18 protein-coding genes and 3 tRNA genes are annotated in these 16,775 nt (G+C 68.0%); 9 read left to right on the forward strand and 12 right to left on the reverse strand.

Features of this window, described 5'->3' with window-relative positions:
* The first annotated feature begins 508 nt into the window (after positions 1-508).
* On the forward strand, positions 509-1,318 hold the full coding sequence (locus tag BLS95_RS29240) for an endonuclease/exonuclease/phosphatase family protein (RefSeq protein ID WP_090938315.1): 810 nt from the start codon (positions 509-511) through the stop codon (positions 1,316-1,318).
* Positions 1,319-1,822: 504 nt separating this feature from the next.
* Here BLS95_RS29240 and BLS95_RS29245 read toward each other — a convergent pair.
* The 3 genes from BLS95_RS29245 to BLS95_RS29255 all read right to left on the reverse strand — a co-directional run bounded on the left by BLS95_RS29245 (position 1,823) and on the right by BLS95_RS29255 (position 4,111).
* Positions 1,823-2,872: a methyltransferase domain-containing protein gene (locus BLS95_RS29245; protein WP_245765379.1), complete on the reverse strand. Its 1,050-nt coding sequence runs from the start codon at positions 2,870-2,872 to the stop codon at positions 1,823-1,825.
* A 208-nt stretch (positions 2,873-3,080) separates the two neighbouring features.
* A complete protein-coding gene (locus tag BLS95_RS29250; protein WP_090938318.1) occupies positions 3,081-3,296 on the reverse strand; it encodes a DUF397 domain-containing protein in 216 nt (71 codons plus the stop codon).
* On the reverse strand, positions 3,281-4,111 hold the full coding sequence (locus BLS95_RS29255) for a helix-turn-helix domain-containing protein (RefSeq protein WP_090938320.1): 831 nt from the start codon (positions 4,109-4,111) through the stop codon (positions 3,281-3,283). Before BLS95_RS29255 ends, BLS95_RS29250 begins: the two co-directional genes overlap by 16 nt.
* A 363-nt stretch (positions 4,112-4,474) precedes the next feature.
* Here BLS95_RS29255 and BLS95_RS29260 point away from each other — a divergent pair, with 363 nt between their 5' ends.
* Positions 4,475-4,837: an ATP-binding protein gene (locus tag BLS95_RS29260; protein ID WP_143043908.1), complete on the forward strand. Its 363-nt coding sequence runs from the start codon at positions 4,475-4,477 to the stop codon at positions 4,835-4,837.
* A gap of 266 nt (positions 4,838-5,103) precedes the next feature.
* Here the strand turns inward: BLS95_RS29260 and BLS95_RS29265 are convergent, their stop codons facing one another.
* Entirely contained in the window at positions 5,104-6,702 is a 1,599-nt protein-coding gene (locus BLS95_RS29265; protein ID WP_090938324.1) for a heparinase II/III family protein, read from the reverse strand.
* 168 nt (positions 6,703-6,870) lie between these two features.
* Between BLS95_RS29265 and BLS95_RS29270 the strand changes: the two genes are divergently transcribed.
* Positions 6,871-7,467 (forward strand): HD domain-containing protein, encoded by a 597-nt coding sequence (locus tag BLS95_RS29270; protein WP_090938327.1) that lies wholly within the window; start codon positions 6,871-6,873, stop codon positions 7,465-7,467.
* Positions 7,468-7,471: 4 nt separating this feature from the next.
* Here BLS95_RS29270 and BLS95_RS29275 read toward each other — a convergent pair whose 3' ends face one another.
* From BLS95_RS29275 to BLS95_RS29305, 7 genes are read right to left on the reverse strand one after another with little or no spacing between them, the layout of a single operon-like run.
* A complete protein-coding gene (locus tag BLS95_RS29275) occupies positions 7,472-7,840 on the reverse strand; it encodes an antibiotic biosynthesis monooxygenase family protein (protein WP_090938994.1) in 369 nt (122 codons plus the stop codon).
* Between the two features lie 14 nt (positions 7,841-7,854).
* Positions 7,855-8,445 (reverse strand): Asp23/Gls24 family envelope stress response protein, encoded by a 591-nt coding sequence (locus tag BLS95_RS29280; protein WP_143043909.1) that lies wholly within the window; start codon positions 8,443-8,445, stop codon positions 7,855-7,857.
* Entirely contained in the window at positions 8,442-9,152 is a 711-nt protein-coding gene (locus BLS95_RS29285) for a DUF6286 domain-containing protein (protein WP_090938333.1), read from the reverse strand. The genes BLS95_RS29280 and BLS95_RS29285 overlap by 4 nt, the downstream gene beginning before the upstream one ends.
* The gene (locus tag BLS95_RS29290) at positions 9,149-9,565 is read right to left on the reverse strand and encodes an Asp23/Gls24 family envelope stress response protein (protein WP_090938336.1); all 417 of its coding nucleotides are present in this window, start codon (positions 9,563-9,565) and stop codon (positions 9,149-9,151) included. The genes BLS95_RS29285 and BLS95_RS29290 overlap by 4 nt, the downstream gene beginning before the upstream one ends.
* Positions 9,562-9,750: a DUF2273 domain-containing protein gene (locus BLS95_RS29295; RefSeq protein WP_090938339.1), complete on the reverse strand. Its 189-nt coding sequence runs from the start codon at positions 9,748-9,750 to the stop codon at positions 9,562-9,564. Before BLS95_RS29295 ends, BLS95_RS29290 begins: the two co-directional genes overlap by 4 nt.
* Positions 9,747-10,073: an Asp23/Gls24 family envelope stress response protein gene (locus BLS95_RS29300; protein ID WP_090938342.1), complete on the reverse strand. Its 327-nt coding sequence runs from the start codon at positions 10,071-10,073 to the stop codon at positions 9,747-9,749. The genes BLS95_RS29295 and BLS95_RS29300 overlap by 4 nt, the downstream gene beginning before the upstream one ends.
* Positions 10,070-10,561: an Asp23/Gls24 family envelope stress response protein gene (locus tag BLS95_RS29305; RefSeq protein WP_090938346.1), complete on the reverse strand. Its 492-nt coding sequence runs from the start codon at positions 10,559-10,561 to the stop codon at positions 10,070-10,072. The genes BLS95_RS29300 and BLS95_RS29305 overlap by 4 nt, the downstream gene beginning before the upstream one ends.
* Before the next feature lie 179 nt (positions 10,562-10,740).
* On the opposite strand from BLS95_RS29305, the gene BLS95_RS29310 reads away from it, so the two are divergent.
* The 3 genes from BLS95_RS29310 to BLS95_RS29320 all read left to right on the forward strand — a co-directional run bounded on the left by BLS95_RS29310 (position 10,741) and on the right by BLS95_RS29320 (position 13,817).
* Entirely contained in the window at positions 10,741-11,517 is a 777-nt protein-coding gene (locus tag BLS95_RS29310; protein ID WP_090938349.1) for a fumarylacetoacetate hydrolase family protein, read from the forward strand.
* Positions 11,518-11,551: 34 nt separating this feature from the next.
* On the forward strand, positions 11,552-12,883 hold the full coding sequence (gene gltX / locus BLS95_RS29315) for a glutamate--tRNA ligase (protein ID WP_245765380.1): 1,332 nt from the start codon (positions 11,552-11,554) through the stop codon (positions 12,881-12,883).
* A gap of 97 nt (positions 12,884-12,980) precedes the next feature.
* Positions 12,981-13,817, forward strand: a complete 837-nt coding sequence (locus tag BLS95_RS29320) for an NAD(P)H-binding protein (RefSeq protein ID WP_090938355.1) — start codon at positions 12,981-12,983, stop codon at positions 13,815-13,817.
* On the opposite strand, the gene BLS95_RS29325 is transcribed toward BLS95_RS29320, so the two are convergent.
* A complete protein-coding gene (locus BLS95_RS29325) occupies positions 13,814-15,781 on the reverse strand; it encodes a M3 family metallopeptidase (RefSeq protein ID WP_090938358.1) in 1,968 nt (655 codons plus the stop codon). The genes BLS95_RS29320 and BLS95_RS29325 overlap by 4 nt on opposite strands.
* A gap of 166 nt (positions 15,782-15,947) precedes the next feature.
* Between BLS95_RS29325 and BLS95_RS29330 the strand changes: the two genes are divergently transcribed.
* From BLS95_RS29330 to BLS95_RS29340, 3 genes are all read left to right on the forward strand, one after another.
* A tRNA-Gln gene (locus tag BLS95_RS29330) sits at positions 15,948-16,019 on the forward strand.
* 370 nt (positions 16,020-16,389) lie between these two features.
* Positions 16,390-16,465: transfer RNA gene (locus tag BLS95_RS29335), tRNA-Glu, on the forward strand.
* A 19-nt stretch (positions 16,466-16,484) separates the two neighbouring features.
* A tRNA-Glu gene (locus BLS95_RS29340) sits at positions 16,485-16,557 on the forward strand.
* Positions 16,558-16,775 lie beyond the last annotated feature (218 nt).

Consider the following 16,775-nt stretch of genomic DNA (forward strand, 5'->3'; position numbering starts at 1 on the left):
GGCTGCCGGGAGCCCGCCCCGAGCGGTCCTCGCTACCGCTCGGGCTGTCCCACGAGTGGGCTTCGCCCAGGCGAAGGGCCTGCGGCCGATCGAGCCCTTCAAGCCTTGGCCAGAGCGAGCAGCCGCAATCGCTGTATCGGAGACGCGCCCAAGAGCAGGGCCGATCCGTCGATCCTGGAGAACCAGGCAGCCGTGTGGATGGCCCACGTTTTCTGGCTTCGACGAGCCGATGTGCTCTTTCCTCCGCGAGCATTTGACAGCCGCGACGCGCGACCTCGGCCTCGTCTTCTGCAGCGATCAATTCGCCGCGCAACTCGTTCCACTGAGGCTTTTCCAACCTGATCGGGCTGATCAAGCAGGAGAGAACCGGGACGGGTTGGCATAAGAGGCTCTCGGCAGCTCGTACGCACGGGTCTGACCCCATGAAGACCCATAGGCTCCTGATTGCCAGATATGCCGGTTGGGCGGTCTTTTGACGGCTCGGATCATGTGTGGAGGGAGCTCGGTGATGATGATCAGCCAGCTCGTGATCGCCGGGCTGTTGTTCCCGAACCTGTCCGTACAGGCACGGCCCCCTCTCCTCCACGTGATGACGTGGAACGTCTGTGCGGGCACCAACGCTGGGTGCGCGCTCTTTCGCCGCTCGAACGCCGAGCTGGCCTGGCACGTGGCAGTGCTGGCGACCGAGGCGGACGTGGTCTTCCTTCAGGAGTTCTGCACGGGCGCCGACGCCGACCTGGAACACGAGCTCGAACGCCGTACCGGCCGGAATTGGAGCGTCCGGTCGGCCGGGCTGAAGTACTCGGACGGTTCCCCATACCAGTGCCTGCCCGACAGAAACGGCAGGCCGCGTGGGGTGCTGAGCGTCACCCTGGCCGTGGCCGGAGCGGACACCGGCCTCGTCGTGCACCCGCTGACCTCGCCGCCGTGGGGAGCCCGCAGGTATGCCGTCTGCACGGCCGACCGGGCGTTCTGCACCGCGCACTTCTCGTCGGGATCGAGTTACGACGACAGGCAGAAGGGCAGGCCCTACCGGCACATCCAGTTGCGCGAGCTGTTCAAGCTCGGCCGGGGTGTGATCGGCGGCGATCTCAACCTGGTGCCGCGCGACGCCGCCGCGGCCTACAAGGGCCGCGACGAATGCGACCCGCGCCGGCGCTGGACCTACGTGACCCGCAGGCGGAAGATTGATTACGTGTTCGCCGGCGAGGGCCGCGTACGGAAATGCTTCGTCGATTACGCCCGGAGCACGTGGTCTGATCACGTCCCGCTGCACGCCTGGGTGAGAGCAGGTTCAACGCCGCCTGCACCACGTTGAGCCGGCCCAGCACCAGGTTGTTCGTCATGCCCTACCAGCGAAACCCGAATTTTGCGCATCCACGCTGCCGGCCAGGGACGAATTGGGATACACCCTCACTGAGGCTCTTTCATGGGTCCACCGAGGATGAAAACAGCTCACTCAATGCTCATTGGCCGACCTTGCCCCTCTCACCCCGGACACGGGGTGCTAACGTGGGCGACATAAGCCCCGGGATTGCCTCTGCGAGCACGCAGCCCGGGGCACGGCTTTGTCTCGGGCAAGCCGCAAATAGGAGGCGGAGGCCCAAGAACTCGGCAATGCTAGCGCGATCTTGAAAGGCTCGTACTCGCCTTCACCTGATCCATCCGTCCCGACAATTGCCACCCTCGCAGCGATCAGATTCATACTTCCTGGAACACGGACAGCCGCAACGCGGGGCCTTTGTCGCTGCCTATGCGGGAAGATCCCAGGTCGGCCCTCCGGGCTCGCTCAGCCAGACCCATTGCCGATCGGGTGTGACGGTCAACCCACAGCCCGATTGATGCGGCTGGCCCGCCCCCTGCCACGCCTCGATGGACTTTTCAAGCTCATCCCACAGCCTGACCGGCCCGTGCTGTCGCACCACCCACCCCCTCCAGGGTCGGACAGTGCCTCAGCCCGCGAACCGGTGCCGGCGTCGACCAGGAACGTGGCGCCGTCGCCCCAGGAGATCTGTGCTTGCGGGATGGCGAGCTGGGCTATCCACACGGCTGTCCGGTCCTCCAGGATCGACGGATCGACCCTGCTCTTACGCGCCTCTCCGATGCCTCTCACCATCGGAGGGCGCGGAGGCGGCCAGTGGGCGCGGGCCGTCATGAAGTAGAGGCTGTCTTCGAGGAAGCGGCCACTCGCGGTGCCACCGTCGGTCAGGGTGAGGTGAGCGAACGCGACGCCACCCATCCATCCCCCCATCGGAGCCGTAATGGTGCCGCCCGCGCGGAGTTGCCGTACCCAGGCGTAGGGGATCGTACGAACTGAACAGGTCGCTATTACCCGGTCGTACTCGGCGTTCTCCGCGTACCCATACAGCCCATCGCCCTGTGGCAAGGCCGGGGCAAACCCCGCCGCAGTGATCGCCGCACGGGCACGAGAGGCGATCACCGAGTCGTACTCGACCGAGGTGACCTCGGCATTTCCGAGCCGGTGGCACATCAGCGCCGTCGAATAGCCCGTGCCGGTGCCGATCTCCAGGACCCTGTCGCCTTCGCCGATCTGGGCGGCTTCCAACATCCGTACTACCAGGCTGGGCAGGGTTGATGATGAGGTCGGGCAGCCGGTCACGGCCCCTGTCGCGGCGTCTGCCGTGATGCCGGCGACCTGGGTCACCAGCGTCGCGTCCGCGTAGACGAGGGTCAGCCAGTCATCCGTACTCATGTCGGAGCGTCGCACCGGCGTCCACAGGTCGCCGCGGGTCTTGTCGGGCACATAGACGGCATCCCCTAGAAAAAGCTCGCGGGGCACCGTTTCAAGCGCTTTGCGCCAGCTGGCGGATCCTATTTTGTCCGCCAACTCCAGGCGGTGCTTCGCGGCCATGTCGCTCACGCCCACCATTCTTTCAGGAGTGCTTCTGCGAAGGCGCAAGCTATTGCATCGGAGTTCGGCAGCCATCCCCATCGCCTATTGGGATTGCACTCGACGAATGTCGGACTTGCAGTTGTTTGTGGCGCCCACAAACAAAGCAACAGCGGGGAACCGAGGGAAGGAAAAGCCCCTGCCGCGACATCAGGGGCTTTGTGCGAAACTAGAAGTCGAATTCGCCCTTTTTGGCGCCGTCGATGAAGGCTGCCCATACGGACCCACTGACGACGAACGGGGACTGTTCGGGCGCCTCTGTGTCGCGGATGCCCACCCGCCCGCCTGACAGCGGTGCGACCTCAAGGCAGTTGCCGTTGTCGCCCGAGAACGAGGACTTCCGCCATGCGGCGGTGGCAAGTTCCTCGTTCAACTGCAGTTCCATTCTTGATCCAACCTCTCTTCAATCTTTCGGAGCGAAAGGCTCTGGGGGAGTGCCTCGGAGCGGCATGCCTGGTATCGACGGATAAGAATCTCTACTTCGGACTCTCTATCCCACACCTTCCCATTAACCGGCGAATCAACGAAGGCGGCAGCAGGTCTGCCGGCCATATGTGCGATCAGACAACCGCCCAGAAGCCCAGCGGTCACGCGAGCGCTGAATGGGAGGATTTGAATCGTGATAGGACCGTGGGCCACTTCGATGAGATGCGCCAGCTGATTGCGGGTGACGGTTTCGCTCCCAATCGGACGATACAGGATCGACTCGTCCAGCACCGCGTACAGCTGGGGAGGATACGTCCGGTGGAAGATCTCCTTCCGCGCCATACGATCGCGGACGGCTTCCTCTATCTGCTCGGGAACGATGCCAGGTTTCTGTTCCACGATGGCCCTGGCGTATTCAGGAGTCTGAAGCAGGCCGGGAACGATCGTCGGCTCCCATGTCCAGAGCTCCCGTGCGCTGGCCTCGATCTCCAGCCAAGGAACGAGGGTCTTGAAGATGGTTTCGCGCCTGCTGATGGGCAAGTGTTTGACCAACTCGTCGGGCTCCAGCCCAAGAGCCTCTCCTGCCGCCCGAGCGAACTCGGCTTTAGCCACGCGTTCTCCGCGCTCGATCATGCCCACGGCGTTGGCGTGGTAGCCCATGCGGTCGCCGAGCTGTCCTTGCGTGAGGGCCGCGGCTTCTCGCGCTTTGCGTAGCTCGTAGCCGAAGCGAGCGGCGGCGCTGGCTTCGGGATCTAGCTCTTTGGGGGCCGGCATGAGAGCCCTTCCGATCAGGTGCCATGACTGTCACACGCATCCATCACACAGGATGACCGCCTAATCCGTGTGACACAAGTACTCGCGGGATGTGCTGTGCGCTGTTGATTCCTGTCACCCTGGCAAACAACTCGGGAGACGCCGTCAGCGGATGCTACAAGCGGACCCAAGGCCGCGTGTGATGCTGACGACAGCTGGATGAAGAGGTGATCTGTGCCAATCGGAACCCTGTCAGAACGCCCGACCGTCGACATATGGAGAGGTACGGTCCTACGCCGCAGCGAGCTGGCATCGTGGAGGGCCCGACAAGTCCTCAAGGTTTGGATTGCCACAGCTCACCCGTTGTTCGGCGATGTGACGCAGGTGGCGACCGAACTGGTCAACAACAGCTTTCTTCACGTGCCCACCAGCCCACAACGGGACTGGGTCAAGATGCGCCTGGGCTTCGCTCCCGAGTTCGTGCGTCTGGAGGTCATCGACCCTGGTGTCGATGTGCCAGAAAAGCGCTTCATTCCCCGCCAAGTGGGCGAGGCCGAGACCTCTGGTAGAGGGCTCGCCATCGTGGACGCTCTTTCAACCTGTTGGGGCACTGACCGGATTGCCCACGGGCACCGTCTCGTCTGGTGCGACTTCGACATGCCGGCCGAAGTGGCCCCCGGCCGAGGGACCTGTATCTCGGCCAGGGCAGAACTCCCACAGGAAGCGCCAGATGAAGTGTGCGATTAACTCCTATCCGGGGGTGCCCCCGATCGCAACCGTGGGCGGGGCAGCGTTTCCGGCCGTTGGAACAACACGCACGTGGCTGCGGCCGGAGTCCTTAGCATTCCAAGCCAAGGACCGAGGAACGATGCGCGGGCCGGTAGGCCCTTCGCCTGGGCGAAGCCCACAAAGGAGACAGCCCGAGCGGAGCGAGGACCGCTCGGGGTGGGATCCCGGCGGCCCACCGTGTAGCCAGGCAACGGGTGGGCGCTGGGTGGGGCTCGTACCGCGGTCTAGAACAGGTCGGCTGGGAAGGTGATGCCGTCTACCGTTACCTTGCTGGCCGAGCAAGAGACCTTGGGGGAGTCGGTGTTCGGGACGATCACTGTCAGGAGGGATTTTGCGGAGGGGGAGATCACCACGTTCGTCTGCTTCTTCGACAGGTACGTGGGGGATACCCAGCCCAGTTTGCCGCCGCGTTCCACCCGCTGACCGCCGACCGGGTCGCAGGACGACAGTTGGAGCAGGGTGACCTTGAACTTGTCGTCCCCGAGCACCACCTTGCCGCCGCTCTTGGAGATCAGCTTGAGTGACGGGTCGAAGCGCCACACGTTCTGGATCTTCTTGCCGCCGGAGGCCGTGTCGAGCACCGCCATCAGGTCGTCGCCGTGGTTCACCAGCACCGATCGGGTGCGGCTCACGCCGTAGGCCTGGTCGGTCAGCTTGAACGACTGCCGGTCGTCGCCGTACTTGGTGGCCGTGAGCTTCGAGGCGGTACGCGGCTTGAAGCGGGCCCCGACCACCGTCGGGACGTTGTGCGCCTCCGGCGAGAGCGTCCAGTAGCGGTAGGCGCTCTTCTCGTAGGAGTGGAAACCGCCGTCCACGAGGATGTCGCGGCCCTTGGCGTAGTACGTCACGCCGAGATGGTCCTCGTGCCCGTGGAACTTCATCCCCGGCCCGTAACGCAGCGAGTAGTACGCCGAGTTCCGGTCGTCCCAGGCCGTGCGGCCGAACACGTAACCGGCGCGGTAGGTACGGACCTTCTGCTTCGGGGTCTTGACGTCCATCTTCGGCTCGGTCTCGGCGCTGCCGTCGCCGAGGGGCACCATGTAGCCGTTCGGCATGGTGGCGTGGGCGACGAAGTCGTTCAGGGCGTCGGTCCGCTTGGCGATCTCGGCGGGCACCTTCCGGTCGCACGCCTTCAGGTTGGCCATCGCGACCCGCAGGCGGCTGTTCACGTACACGGCGTAGCGGGGAGCCTGCTCCATGAGCGCGCCCTGCGAGTCGACGTCGAGCTTGACCGTTTCGGTCAGCCGCTTGACGGCCAGGTCCGTCCAGTTCTTGCGGCCGTACCTGCAGCCGATGCCCATGAGCGCGATGTCCTGGTCGATTCCGTGGTTGTGGCCCTTCTTGTAGAGCCGCGGGTCCGACAGGAGCTTGGCGTGCTCGGCCAGGCTCTCCTTGAGCCAGCTCTCGTTGACGTGCTTGCTCAGGCACAGCAGCGGCTGCGTGCGCAGCGAGACGGGGTGGTCCTGCCACACGTACGGCTTGGTCGTGCGGGCGCCGTGCTTGTTGTTGGCCACCCAGTCCTTGGCGATCTCGGTGGCGCGGTCCAGGTAGCGCCGCTCGCCGCTGTTCTCGTACTCGACGACCAGCGCGCCCATCCAGCGCAGCGACTGGAACACGAACTCCCAGGAGCGGTTGTCGTACGGGCTCGCACCCCAGTTGATCTTCTTGCCCAGCTTGTACGGCGGCAGCCCCACCAGCGAGATCTCGCCGTCCATGACGTCGCTCGCCGTCGGTGTGGCCGGTAACCAGTCACCCTGGCACTCCTCTGTGCGGGCCACCTTGTCGGCCTGCGCGGGGCTCACCAGCCCGCCTAGTGCGAGCATGAGAGCAAGGGGTATCGCGAGCCGGCGCACGCCAGATTCCTTCCGGGACAGAAGTTGAGGGTGCGACATGCTTTCGGACTGACGATCAACTGGTCAAGTCGAATGCATGATTCGTTAACCGGGCACCCCGGCTGGCGAACGGCCGTACCGCCGGGACATGCTGGTGAGGTGAAACTCGACGATCTCGTGATCCCGGACACACCAGCCTGCCGCGGCGCGTTGGAGGTGGCCACCCGCTACCACACGCCGTCTCTGCTCAACCACTCCGTGCGCGCCTACCTGTGGGCGTCGGTCTACGCGCGCGACAACGGCATCTCCTTCGACGCCGAGCTGCTCTACGTGGCGGCCATGCTGCACGACATCGGGCTGGCCGCCGAGTTCGACAGCCACACGGTGCCGTTCGAGGAGGCCGGCGGGCATGTGGCCTGGGCCTTCTGCGCGGGGGCCGGCTGGTCGCCCGAGCGCCGGGTACGCGCCAGCGAGGTGATCATCCGCCACATGTGGGAGGAGGTCGCGGTGGAGGAGGACCCCGAGGGCCACCTGCTGGAGCTCTCCACCGGGATGGACATCTCGGGCCGCCGTACCGAGGAGATCCCCGCGGACCTGCGCCGCGAGGTGCTGGAGCACTATCCGCGGCTGCAGATCGCCAAGGAGTTCAGTGCGTGCATCTCCGAGCAGGGGGCGCGCAAGCCGTCCAGCTATGCCGGCCGGTTCGTCCGCGGCGGCATCGTGGACCGCATCACCCGCAACCCCCTGGACGGGTGATCGATCAGGACTTGGGCCCGGCGCTCTCGGTGACCTCGAAGGACCACACCTCCGAGTCCGTCGCGGCGGGTCCCTGGCCGTGCCCGTGACCATGCCCGTGCCCGCCGCCGTGGCCCTGGGCCCGCGCGGCCTGCGCGGCCTGGGCGTGCCCGCGCTGGAACGCCTCGCCCTGCTGCCACGCCTGGAAGTCCTCCTCGCTGCGCCAGCGCGTGTAGACGAGATAGCGGTCGGTGCCCTCCACCGGCCTGAGCAGCTCGAACCACTCGAACCCGGCGGCCGACTCCACCATCCCCGCCCGGCTGGAGAAGCGCCGTTCGAGCTCCTCCCGCATGTCGGCCGGCACGGTCAGCACGTTGATCTTCACGACGGACAACACGGCCCCTCTCGTCAGCGCACCATCCGGTGCTGCGAAGGTGAGGGCTCCAGGCTAACGCGGGCCACCACCGGTACATGATCCCGCTCCAGCGCGTCGCGCAGGTGAGCCAGCGTGACCGTGGACAGGTGCCCGGTCAGCTCGGCCATCGGGGCCTTCTCGTCGGCGGCCATCCGCAGCCGTACGTGGGGGGCCGGGCCTGACACGTCGGCGTCGGCGTTCAGCACGGACGGGCCGGCGGCGGCGTCGGTGGCCACCGCGTCGGCCATGCCGCCCGCGGCCACCTCCGTGACGCCCGCCGGGCTCCTCTCGACGCGCACCACGCCGTGCGCCTGCCTGCGCCCCTGGACGAACAGCCAGCGCAGCGCCAGCAGCGCGATCACGATCGCGACCAGCGCCACCGCCCACCAGATCCACGGGCTGGCACCCGCGAAGAACCCGGCCACGTCACCGCCCGCGATCGGCGTCCCGGCCGACCAGCTTCCCGGGAACGCGCCCAGGGCGCGGGCCAGCGCGAGCCCGCCCAGGATGGTCAGCACCAGGCCGACCACCGCCAGCCCCCACCGGTTGACCCGCGCGGTCTTCCTGTTCATCTGCGCTCTCACCTGCGCTCCTTCCCGCCGACGACCACCCGGTACGGCTCCACCAGGTCCAGCCCGGCCAGCCGGTCGAGCACGGCCTGGCGTACCGCCTGGCGCACCTCCGGCTCGTCCCATCCGGAGGTGACGGGCGTGACGGTGACCGTGTGGCGGCGCATCCTGACCCGGGCCGAGCGCACGCCCGGCACTTCCTCGGCGGCGTGCGCCAGGGTCCTGGTGACGCTCCTCGGGCGCAGGCCCACGGCCAGGTCGGGGTCGCGGCTGCGGACCGGCATCATGGTCGGCCGGCCCGGCACCAGCGCGGTGGCCAGCAGGGCCAGCCCGACCAGTGCCACGATCGCCGACACGAGCGCTACCAGCGGGTTCGCCCACGGCGTGGTGGACGCCCAGGCGAGCAGGCGGTCGTACGGCACCACGAACAGCGGCCGGCCGACCAGCGTGGAGATCGTCTCGGCGGCCACCAGCAGGCCCAGGAGCGTGAGCAGCACCGCCACCACGACGGCCGGAATCCTGCGGTACGGCCGGAACATCCGCCTGACCGCCCGATCAGCGCCCCTGTCGCGCCGAGGCAGTTCCGCCCGGTAGGCACCTTCGGCCTGCTCTGTGTCGGTGGCCTGGCGCGCGCCCTCGCTCTCGGGCGCGTTCTCGCGCTCGGGAGGAACGGCGCAGACCTCCTGCCGATCCCTGTCGGCGTCCGAGTCCCGTGTTGTCATGACAGTTCGCCGCCCACGTCGATCATGGTGATGTCGAGGCGGGAGACGTACACGCCGGTCTGGGCGGTGACGCGGCGGATCACGTGCTCCCTGAGCCGCCTGCCGATGGCGCGCAGCGGCGCCGGGTAGGCGACGCCGACGGCCAGGTGGACGGTGGCGCGGTCGCCACGCACCTCCGCGCTCGACGAGCGGCCCCAGGGCACGCCCCTGACCGGCCCGCGCTGGAACGGCCCGCTCCTGAGCCGCACGTCACGCACCTCGGGCACCTCCATGGCGGCGTGACAGGCGATCTTGGCGACCACCCGGTCCGTGACCTCGGTGCGCCCGCGCCGCTCCGGCGCAGCAGGCGGGACGGGGCGCTGCGCGGGGACCGTGACGGTGCCCGCCCGCTGCTCGCCGCCGGTGGTGGTCATCGGCGCTTCCCTGGCGCGTTGGGCAGCCTCACCTCGCCGTGCGCGGCGAACAACCCGACCAGGAAGCCGACCGCGCCGAGCACCAGCACGAGCAGGAACGCGCCCAGCCCGCCGAACGCCGCGGCCAGTCCGAGAACGATGCCGGCCGCCATGCCGATCACGGGCATCCAGTGGTTGGTGTTCATGATCTCTCCATGATGTCGTCGATGCGGACGTTCACCCGGCGCTCGCCGACCAGGTCCGCCACGGCCCGCCGTACCTCGTCGGCGATCTCCGGCAGCGGACGGTCGAGCGTGGCGACGATGGCGATCTCCACCGCCCGCTCGTCCACGGACACGCCCGTGAGCCGGTCGCCCGGCAGGTACGTGGCCACCGTCCCGAACGGCCCCCCGGACAACTTGGCCACCCCAGGACAACCGCGAACGCGCTCCGCGATCACCCCGGCGCCGAGGTCCGGACCGGTGTCGGTGCCGGCGGCTGTCTCCGGGTTCGAGCCGGCGGGTGTCATCGGACCCGGGGCTCCTGCCCGGATTCCGGCTCCGACTGCCCCGTGCCCCGGTCCATGTCGGGCAGGTGCACGTCGTCCACCCTGATGTTGACCTCGGTGACCTCGAGCCCGCACATCCGCTCGACCGCCCCGATCACGTTCCGGCGTACGGCTCCGGCCAGGTCCGGGATCACGGTGCCGTACTCGGCCACCAGGTCCAGATCGACGGCGGCCTGCCGCTCGCCGACCTCCACGGACACGCCCTGCGTGACGCTGCCGCTTCCGCTGACCATGCCCCTGACGCTGCCGAGTGCCCGGGCCGCGCCTCCGCCCATGGCGTACACCCCGGACACCTCACGGGCGGCCAGTCCGGAGATCTTGGCGACGACGCCGTCTTCGATGGTGGTGGTGCCCCGGTCGGTGACCAGCGCGCTGCCGGGGCCGCCTTCCTGCGTCCTGGCCCGTGGCACGGTACCCGCCTGACCGCCCCCCGCGGCGCGGTTGGACATTGTGTCCGACACGATCCGTCACCCCCCTATGTGACTCCTCAGTAAGGGACATAACCGCTGTTAGAGGGCTAATGCACAACGAAAAGTATTTTGGGGGCATTTTTCGACAGGCGCTGACTTTACTTCCGGTGGGCGAACGGGTGGGCGGACCCCTCCGACGGCGGCGATAGCCTTGTCGGGTGCGTATTGCGAGGTTCTCCACAGGCGAAGGCGTGTCGTTCGGCGTGGTCGAAGGCGGCCCGGGGGAGGAGTTCGTCTCCGCGGTGTCCGGCCATCCCTTCGGCGAGGTGCAGTTCACCGGTGAGCGGTTTCCGCTGTCCCAGGTCAAGCTGCTGGCCCCGATGCTGCCGAGCAAGGTGGTGGCCATCGGCAGAAACTACGCCGAGCACGCGGCCGAGCTGGGCAACGAGGTGCCCGAGGAGCCGCTGATCTTCATGAAGCCGTCCACCACGGTGATCGGCCACGGTGAGAGCATCGCTTACCCCACGTCGCTGTCCGACCGCGTCGACTACGAAGGCGAGCTGGCCGTGGTGATCGGCCGCCTGTGCCGGGAGGTGCCGGTCGAGCGGGTCAAGGACGTCATCTTCGGCTACACCTGCGCCAACGACGTCACCGCCCGCGACCTGCAGCGCAAGGACGTGCAGTTCACCCGGGCCAAGGGCTTCGACACCTTCTGCCCGCTCGGGCCGTGGATCCAGACCGATCTCGACGCGAGCGATCTGGCGCTGACGACCACGGTCAACGGCGAGATCCGGCAGAGTGGACGCACCAGCCAGCTCATCAACGACATCCCCGCGCTGGTCGCCTACGTCAGCGCCGTCATGACGCTGATCCCCGGCGACGTCATCCTGACCGGCACCCCGGCGGGCGTCGGCCCGCTGGAGATCGGCGACGAGGTCAGCGTCGGCATCGAAGGCATCGGCACACTCACGAACAAGGTGGTCTCCCGTGACTGAAGTACGGGTCCGGTTCGCACCGTCCCCAACCGGCATGTTCCACGTGGGCGGCGCCCGCACGGCGCTGTTCAACTGGGCGCTGGCCGAACAGTCCGGCGGCCGTTTCGTGCTGCGCATCGAAGACACCGACGCCTCCAGAAACCGTCCCGAGTGGATCGAAGGCATCATCTCCGCGCTCGACTGGGTCGGCATCAACGGCTCCAACGAGGTGTTCGAGGGCCCCTACTTCCAGTCGGCCTACGAGCCGCAGCACCGCGAGGCGGTGGCGAAGCTGCTGGCCGACGGCCGGGCCTACTACTGCGACTGCACGCGCGAGCTGCTGGTCGCCCGCACCGGGTCCGAGCACCGCGGCTACGACGGCTTCTGCCGCGACCGGGGCCTGACCGAGGGGGCGGTCCGCTTCCGCACCCCTGACGAGGGCGTCACCGTGGTGCACGACGTCGTGCGCGGCACCGTGGAGTTCCCCAACGACGCGCAGGAGGACTTCGTCATCGCCCGCACCGACGGCTCGCCGCTCTACGTGCTGGCCAACGCGGTCGACGACATCACGCAGAACATCACGCACGTCATCCGGGGCGAGGAGCACCTCGGCAACGCGGCCAAGCAGATGCTGCTCTGGCCCGCGCTCGGCGCCACGCCGCCGATCTGGGGACACCTGCCGGTGATCGTCAACGAGCAGCGCAAGAAGTTGTCCAAGCGTCGCGACAAGGTCGCGCTGGAGAGCTACCGCGAGGAGGGCTACCTCGCCGAGGCCATGGTCAACTACCTCATGCTGCTCGGCTGGGGTCCCGGCGACGACCGCGAGATCATGCCCTGGTCGGAGATGGTGCCGCTGTTCAAGGTGGAGGACGTCAACTCCGCCAGCGCGTTCTTCGACGAGAAGAAGCTGCGCGCGTTCAACGGCGAATACATCCGGGCGCTGCCGCTGGAGACGTTCGAGGAGCGCTGCCTGCCCTACCTCGACCCCTCCTGGGACCGCGAGCTGTTCAGCAAGGTCGCGGCGCTGGCCCAGACCCGCATCGGGGTGCTGTCGGAGATCCGGCAGAACGTCGACTTCCTCTTCCTCGAAGAGCCGGCCTTCGACCAGGCGTCCTGGGACAAGGCGATGAAGAACTCCCCGGTGGAGATCATCACCGGCTACCTGGCGCGCCTGGACACGGTGAGCTGGGACCCCGAGTCGCTCAAGCAGGCACTGGAGGAGGTCGGCACGGCGCAGGGGCTCAAGCTGGGCAAGGCCCAGGCGCCGGTGCGGGTGGCGATCACCGGCCGTACGGTGGGGCTGCCGCTGTTCGAGTCGATCGAGGTGCTCGGCCGCGTCCGGACCCAGGAGCGCCTGCGCGCCGCCCTGGCCCGCCTGGAGGGCTGACCTCCCTCACGCGCCGGACGGGGACGTCCTCGTCCGGCGCCGTCAAGAAACCGATTGAGGAATCGGGCTTGCCGCGATCGTTCCTACCGTGGCCCGCATGACCTATTTGGTGACAGGGGCCACCGGCTCCGTGGGCCGGCACGTCGTCGATCATCTCCTCCGGGCCGGCCACCCGGTACGCGCCCTCACCCGCGACCCGGCACGTGCCCGGCTGCCCGCCGCGGCGCAGGTCGTCCAGGGTGACCTCACCCGCGTCGAGACCCTCGTACCCGCCCTCCGAGGCGTCACGGGCGTGCACCTGATCGACGTCGCCGACACCGGCTACGCGCCCCTGCGGAACGGCCAGGAGATCGTCGAGGCGCTCCAGGCGGCGGGCGTGCGCCGGGTGACGCTGCTGGGCGGCTGGTCGCCGGGCACGCTGGAGCCCGCTTTGTCCGCCGCCGACCTGGCCTGGACGTCCGTGCAGCCGACCGAGTTCATGGCGAACGCCCTGGCCTGGGCGGAGCAGGTGCGTACGAGGGGAGTGGTCGAGGAGGCCTTCGGGGCCACGAAGACGGCGATGGTGCACGAGGCCGACATCGGCGCCGTGATCGCCACCGTGCTCACCGAGGACGGGCACGCGGGCCACGCCTACGGCCTCACCGGCCCCGAACTCCTCGACCTCCCGGCCAAGGTCAGGATCCTGGCCGAGGCGATCGGCCGCGAGATCACGTTCGTGGAGCTGACCGTGGACCAGATGCGCGAGCGCTACCGGGCCCAGGGCGTGCCGGAGGAGATGATCGAGTTCCGGATCGAGGTGTTCGGCAACGTGCCGGCGGACGCCTACCAGATCACGCCCACGGTCGAGCAGGTCACGGGACGGCCGCCGCGCACATTCGCGCAGTGGGCCGCGGCGAACGCCGAGGCGTTCCGGCCCACTGCGCGCAGGGACTAGTCGAGGCCGCGGCGGGCGAGCAGCGGCTGGATGCTCGGCTCGCGCCCGCGGAAGTTGCGGAAGGCCGTCAGCGGGTCCAGGCTGCCACCGCGCGAGAGCAGCTCGCGGCGGAAGTGGTCGCCGTTCGCCCTGGTCAGCCCGCCGTTCTCGGTGAACCACTCCACGCTCTCCGCGTCGAGCACCTCGCTCCAGATGTAGGAGTAGTAGCCGGCGCTGTAGCCGCCGGCGAAGATGTGCGCGAAGTAGTTGGTCCGATAACGCGGCCTGACCAGCGGGAACGCGATCCCGGCGGCCTCCAGGGCGGCAGCCTCGAACGCCTCGGCGTCGGCCACCGCCTCCCCGGGCGCCAGCTTGTGCCAGGCCCAGTCGAGCAGCGTCGCCGCCAGGTATTCGACGGTCTTGAAGCCCTGGTTGAACTTCTCCGCCGCCGTCAGCTTCTCCACCAGCGCGGCCGGCATGGGCTCGCCCGTCTCGTGGTGCTTGGCGTAGTTGGCCAGCACCTCGGGCCAGGTCGCCCACATCTCGTTGACCTGCGAGGGGTACTCGACGAAGTCGCGCGGCACGCTGGTCCCGGACACGCGCGGGTAACGCACCTGCGAGAACAGGCCGTGCAGCGCGTGCCCGAACTCGTGGAAGGCCGTGTTCACCTCGTCGTACGTCAGCAGCGTCGGCCCGGAGGCGGGCTTGGTGATGTTGAGGTTGTTGATCACCACGGGCAGCTTGCCGAACAGGAAGGACTGGTCGACCAGGCTGTTCATCCAGGCGCCGCCGCGCTTGGTGGAGCGGGCGTACGGGTCGAGCAGGAACAGGCCCAGCCGGCCGTGGTCCTCGTTGAACACCTCGAACACGGTCACGTCGGGGTGGTAGCCGCCGAGGTCGGGCCGCTCGGTGAGGGTGATCCCGTACAGCTTGGTGGCCGCGAAGAAGACGCCGTCCCGGTAGACCCGGTTGAGCTCGAAGTACGGGCGCATCTCGGCGCCGTCGAAGTCGTAGCGGGCCTGGCGCACCTTCTCCGAGTAGTACGACCAGTCCCACGGCTCGATCTCGAACCCGGCCTGCTCGGCCAGCGCCTCGGCCTCCTTGCGGGCGTTGCGCACGGCCGGGCCGACGAGCTGGCCCAGCATCTCCTCGACCGCCTCGACGGTCTTGGCCGTCTGGTCGGCCACGATGTAGGCGGCGTGCGTGGGGAAGCCGAGCAGGGCCGCCCGTTCCGCCCGCAGGGCCGCCATCCTGGCCGCCAGCTCGAAGTTGCCGGGGGCGCGTCCGACGCTCAGCTCGTACAGTCTGCGGCGCACGTCGCGGTCGGTGAGCTGGGCCAGGCCGGGCTGGTTGGTGAAGTTGAGCAGCGGCAGGACGTATTCGCCGTCCTTGAGCAGCGACTCGATCCTGGCCTGGTCGAAGCCGTCGAGCTCCTTGGGGTCGGTCACCACGAGCGCCGACTCGGTCGACGCCTTGAGCAGGCTCTGGGAGAACTCCGTCGAGAGCTTCGACAGCTCCTCGTTGAGCTCGCGCAGCCGGTCCTGCTCGGACTCCGACAGGTCGGCCCCTGCCCTGATGAAGTCGTCGCGGTATTTCTCCAGCAGCCAGGACTCCTCGGCGTCGTCCGTGGCCACCTGCTTGATCCGGGCCCACAGCGCCCTGTTGAGCCGGATCGCGTCGCCGTGCCTGGTCAGCTCGGGCGAGATCTGCTTCTCGATCTCCATGACGCCGTCGGTCGAGTTGGAGGCCGCGACGCTGAAGAAGACCCTGGCCGTGCGGTCGAGGACCCGCCCCGACCGCTCCAGCGCGGCGATCGTGTTGTCGAAGGTCGCTGGTTCGGTGCTGCCCGCGATCGCGTCGACCTCGGCGAGCTGCTCGGCCATGCCGCGCTCGAACGCGGGCAGGTAGTGCTCCTCGCGGATGTCCGCGAACGGCGGCAGCTCGTAGGGCAGGCTGCTGGGAGCGAAGAAGGGGTTCTCGGCCAACGCTTGGGCTCCTCCACGTGGTGTTTTGTCCCCTTCAGCTTGGCACGACCGGCCCGGCGGTGGAGGGTGGGGAGGGCCTGTCCGGCAATCGTTTTGGTCTTACACCCGGAGCTGGGCTATTCTTTCGGACGTCGCCAAGAGCGGTTCCCCTGGGGATCACCGGCGGTGGGGTATGGTGTAATTGGCAGCACGACTGATTCTGGTTCAGTTAGTCTAGGTTCGAGTCCTGGTACCCCAGCACATTCCATTGAGCGCATGTCCCTTCATGAGGGGACGTGCGTTTTTTCATTTCGCGGCCGGCGCGGAAATTTCTGATCAGACCCTGAAGCCCCGTGCGACGTGGCGCGGTGCCCCAGAGGGCGCCCTACGCCGACGAACTCCCCTCCCGGACCCCGGGTGACAGTGGAACCGGTTTCGCCCCGTACGCGCCCGCTGGCGGCCTCGGCGGGACGATATGCGCCGACCGGAGGCTCGGAGGTCCGATGAAGGGCCGGATTCGGCGGCACAACCCCGCTCTCGCGGGCCGACAAGTGGTTTGGTTGTGGTCTCCGGGGTGCGGTAGAGTTACCTGCGTTGCCGGGAAGCCCGGCAGATCAGCTTGTGGACAGGGTCCCGTCGTCTAGTGGCCCAGGACGCCGCCCTCTCAAGGCGGTAGCGCCGGTTCGAATCCGGTCGGGACTACCACTTGTCACAAGCTGTCGAAGGTCCCGTCGTCTAGTGGCCCAGGACGCCGCCCTCTCAAGGCGGTAGCGCCGGTTCGAATCCGGTCGGGACTACGTCTACCGCACCGCCCCGGGAAATGATTCAAAGCCCGGGGCGTTTCGCATTTCACGGCCCGGTGAACGCCATTATCGGCTTTCCGCCGGTCGATCTCGCCGGTGCCGGGTGGCTGACGACTGTCACGTCGGCGGCCGGCAGTGCGCACGTAACGGCGGCCGGCCCCGTGCACCTCAGGAGCGTTCCCCTGGACGGGGCTCGGCCCCGTGTGGCGGGT

This window comes from Nonomuraea jiangxiensis (genome assembly GCF_900099965.1).
GTDB classification, from domain to species: Bacteria; Actinomycetota; Actinomycetes; order Streptosporangiales; family Streptosporangiaceae; genus Nonomuraea; species Nonomuraea jiangxiensis.

Excerpts from the sequence above, each read along its gene's own strand:
- BLS95_RS29250 (WP_090938318.1), bottom strand. The coding sequence starts at position 3,296 with ATGGAACTGCAGTTGAACGAGGAACTTGCCACCGCCGCATGGCGGAAG.
- gltX (WP_245765380.1), top strand. The coding sequence starts at position 11,552 with ATGTTCCACGTGGGCGGCGCCCGCACGGCGCTGTTCAACTGGGCGCTG.
- BLS95_RS29320 (WP_090938355.1), top strand. The coding sequence starts at position 12,981 with ATGACCTATTTGGTGACAGGGGCCACCGGCTCCGTGGGCCGGCACGTC.
- BLS95_RS29285 (WP_090938333.1), bottom strand. The coding sequence starts at position 9,152 with ATGACAACACGGGACTCGGACGCCGACAGGGATCGGCAGGAGGTCTGC.
- BLS95_RS29245 (WP_245765379.1), bottom strand. The coding sequence starts at position 2,872 with ATGGCCGCGAAGCACCGCCTGGAGTTGGCGGACAAAATAGGATCCGCC.
- BLS95_RS29305 (WP_090938346.1), bottom strand. The coding sequence starts at position 10,561 with ATGTCCAACCGCGCCGCGGGGGGCGGTCAGGCGGGTACCGTGCCACGG.
- BLS95_RS29290 (WP_090938336.1), bottom strand. The coding sequence starts at position 9,565 with ATGACCACCACCGGCGGCGAGCAGCGGGCGGGCACCGTCACGGTCCCC.
- BLS95_RS29240 (WP_090938315.1), top strand. The coding sequence starts at position 509 with ATGATGATCAGCCAGCTCGTGATCGCCGGGCTGTTGTTCCCGAACCTG.
- BLS95_RS29295 (WP_090938339.1), bottom strand. The coding sequence starts at position 9,750 with ATGAACACCAACCACTGGATGCCCGTGATCGGCATGGCGGCCGGCATC.
- BLS95_RS29255 (WP_090938320.1), bottom strand. The coding sequence starts at position 4,111 with ATGCCGGCCCCCAAAGAGCTAGATCCCGAAGCCAGCGCCGCCGCTCGC.
- BLS95_RS29300 (WP_090938342.1), bottom strand. The coding sequence starts at position 10,073 with ATGACACCCGCCGGCTCGAACCCGGAGACAGCCGCCGGCACCGACACC.
- BLS95_RS29265 (WP_090938324.1), bottom strand. The coding sequence starts at position 6,702 with ATGCTCGCACTAGGCGGGCTGGTGAGCCCCGCGCAGGCCGACAAGGTG.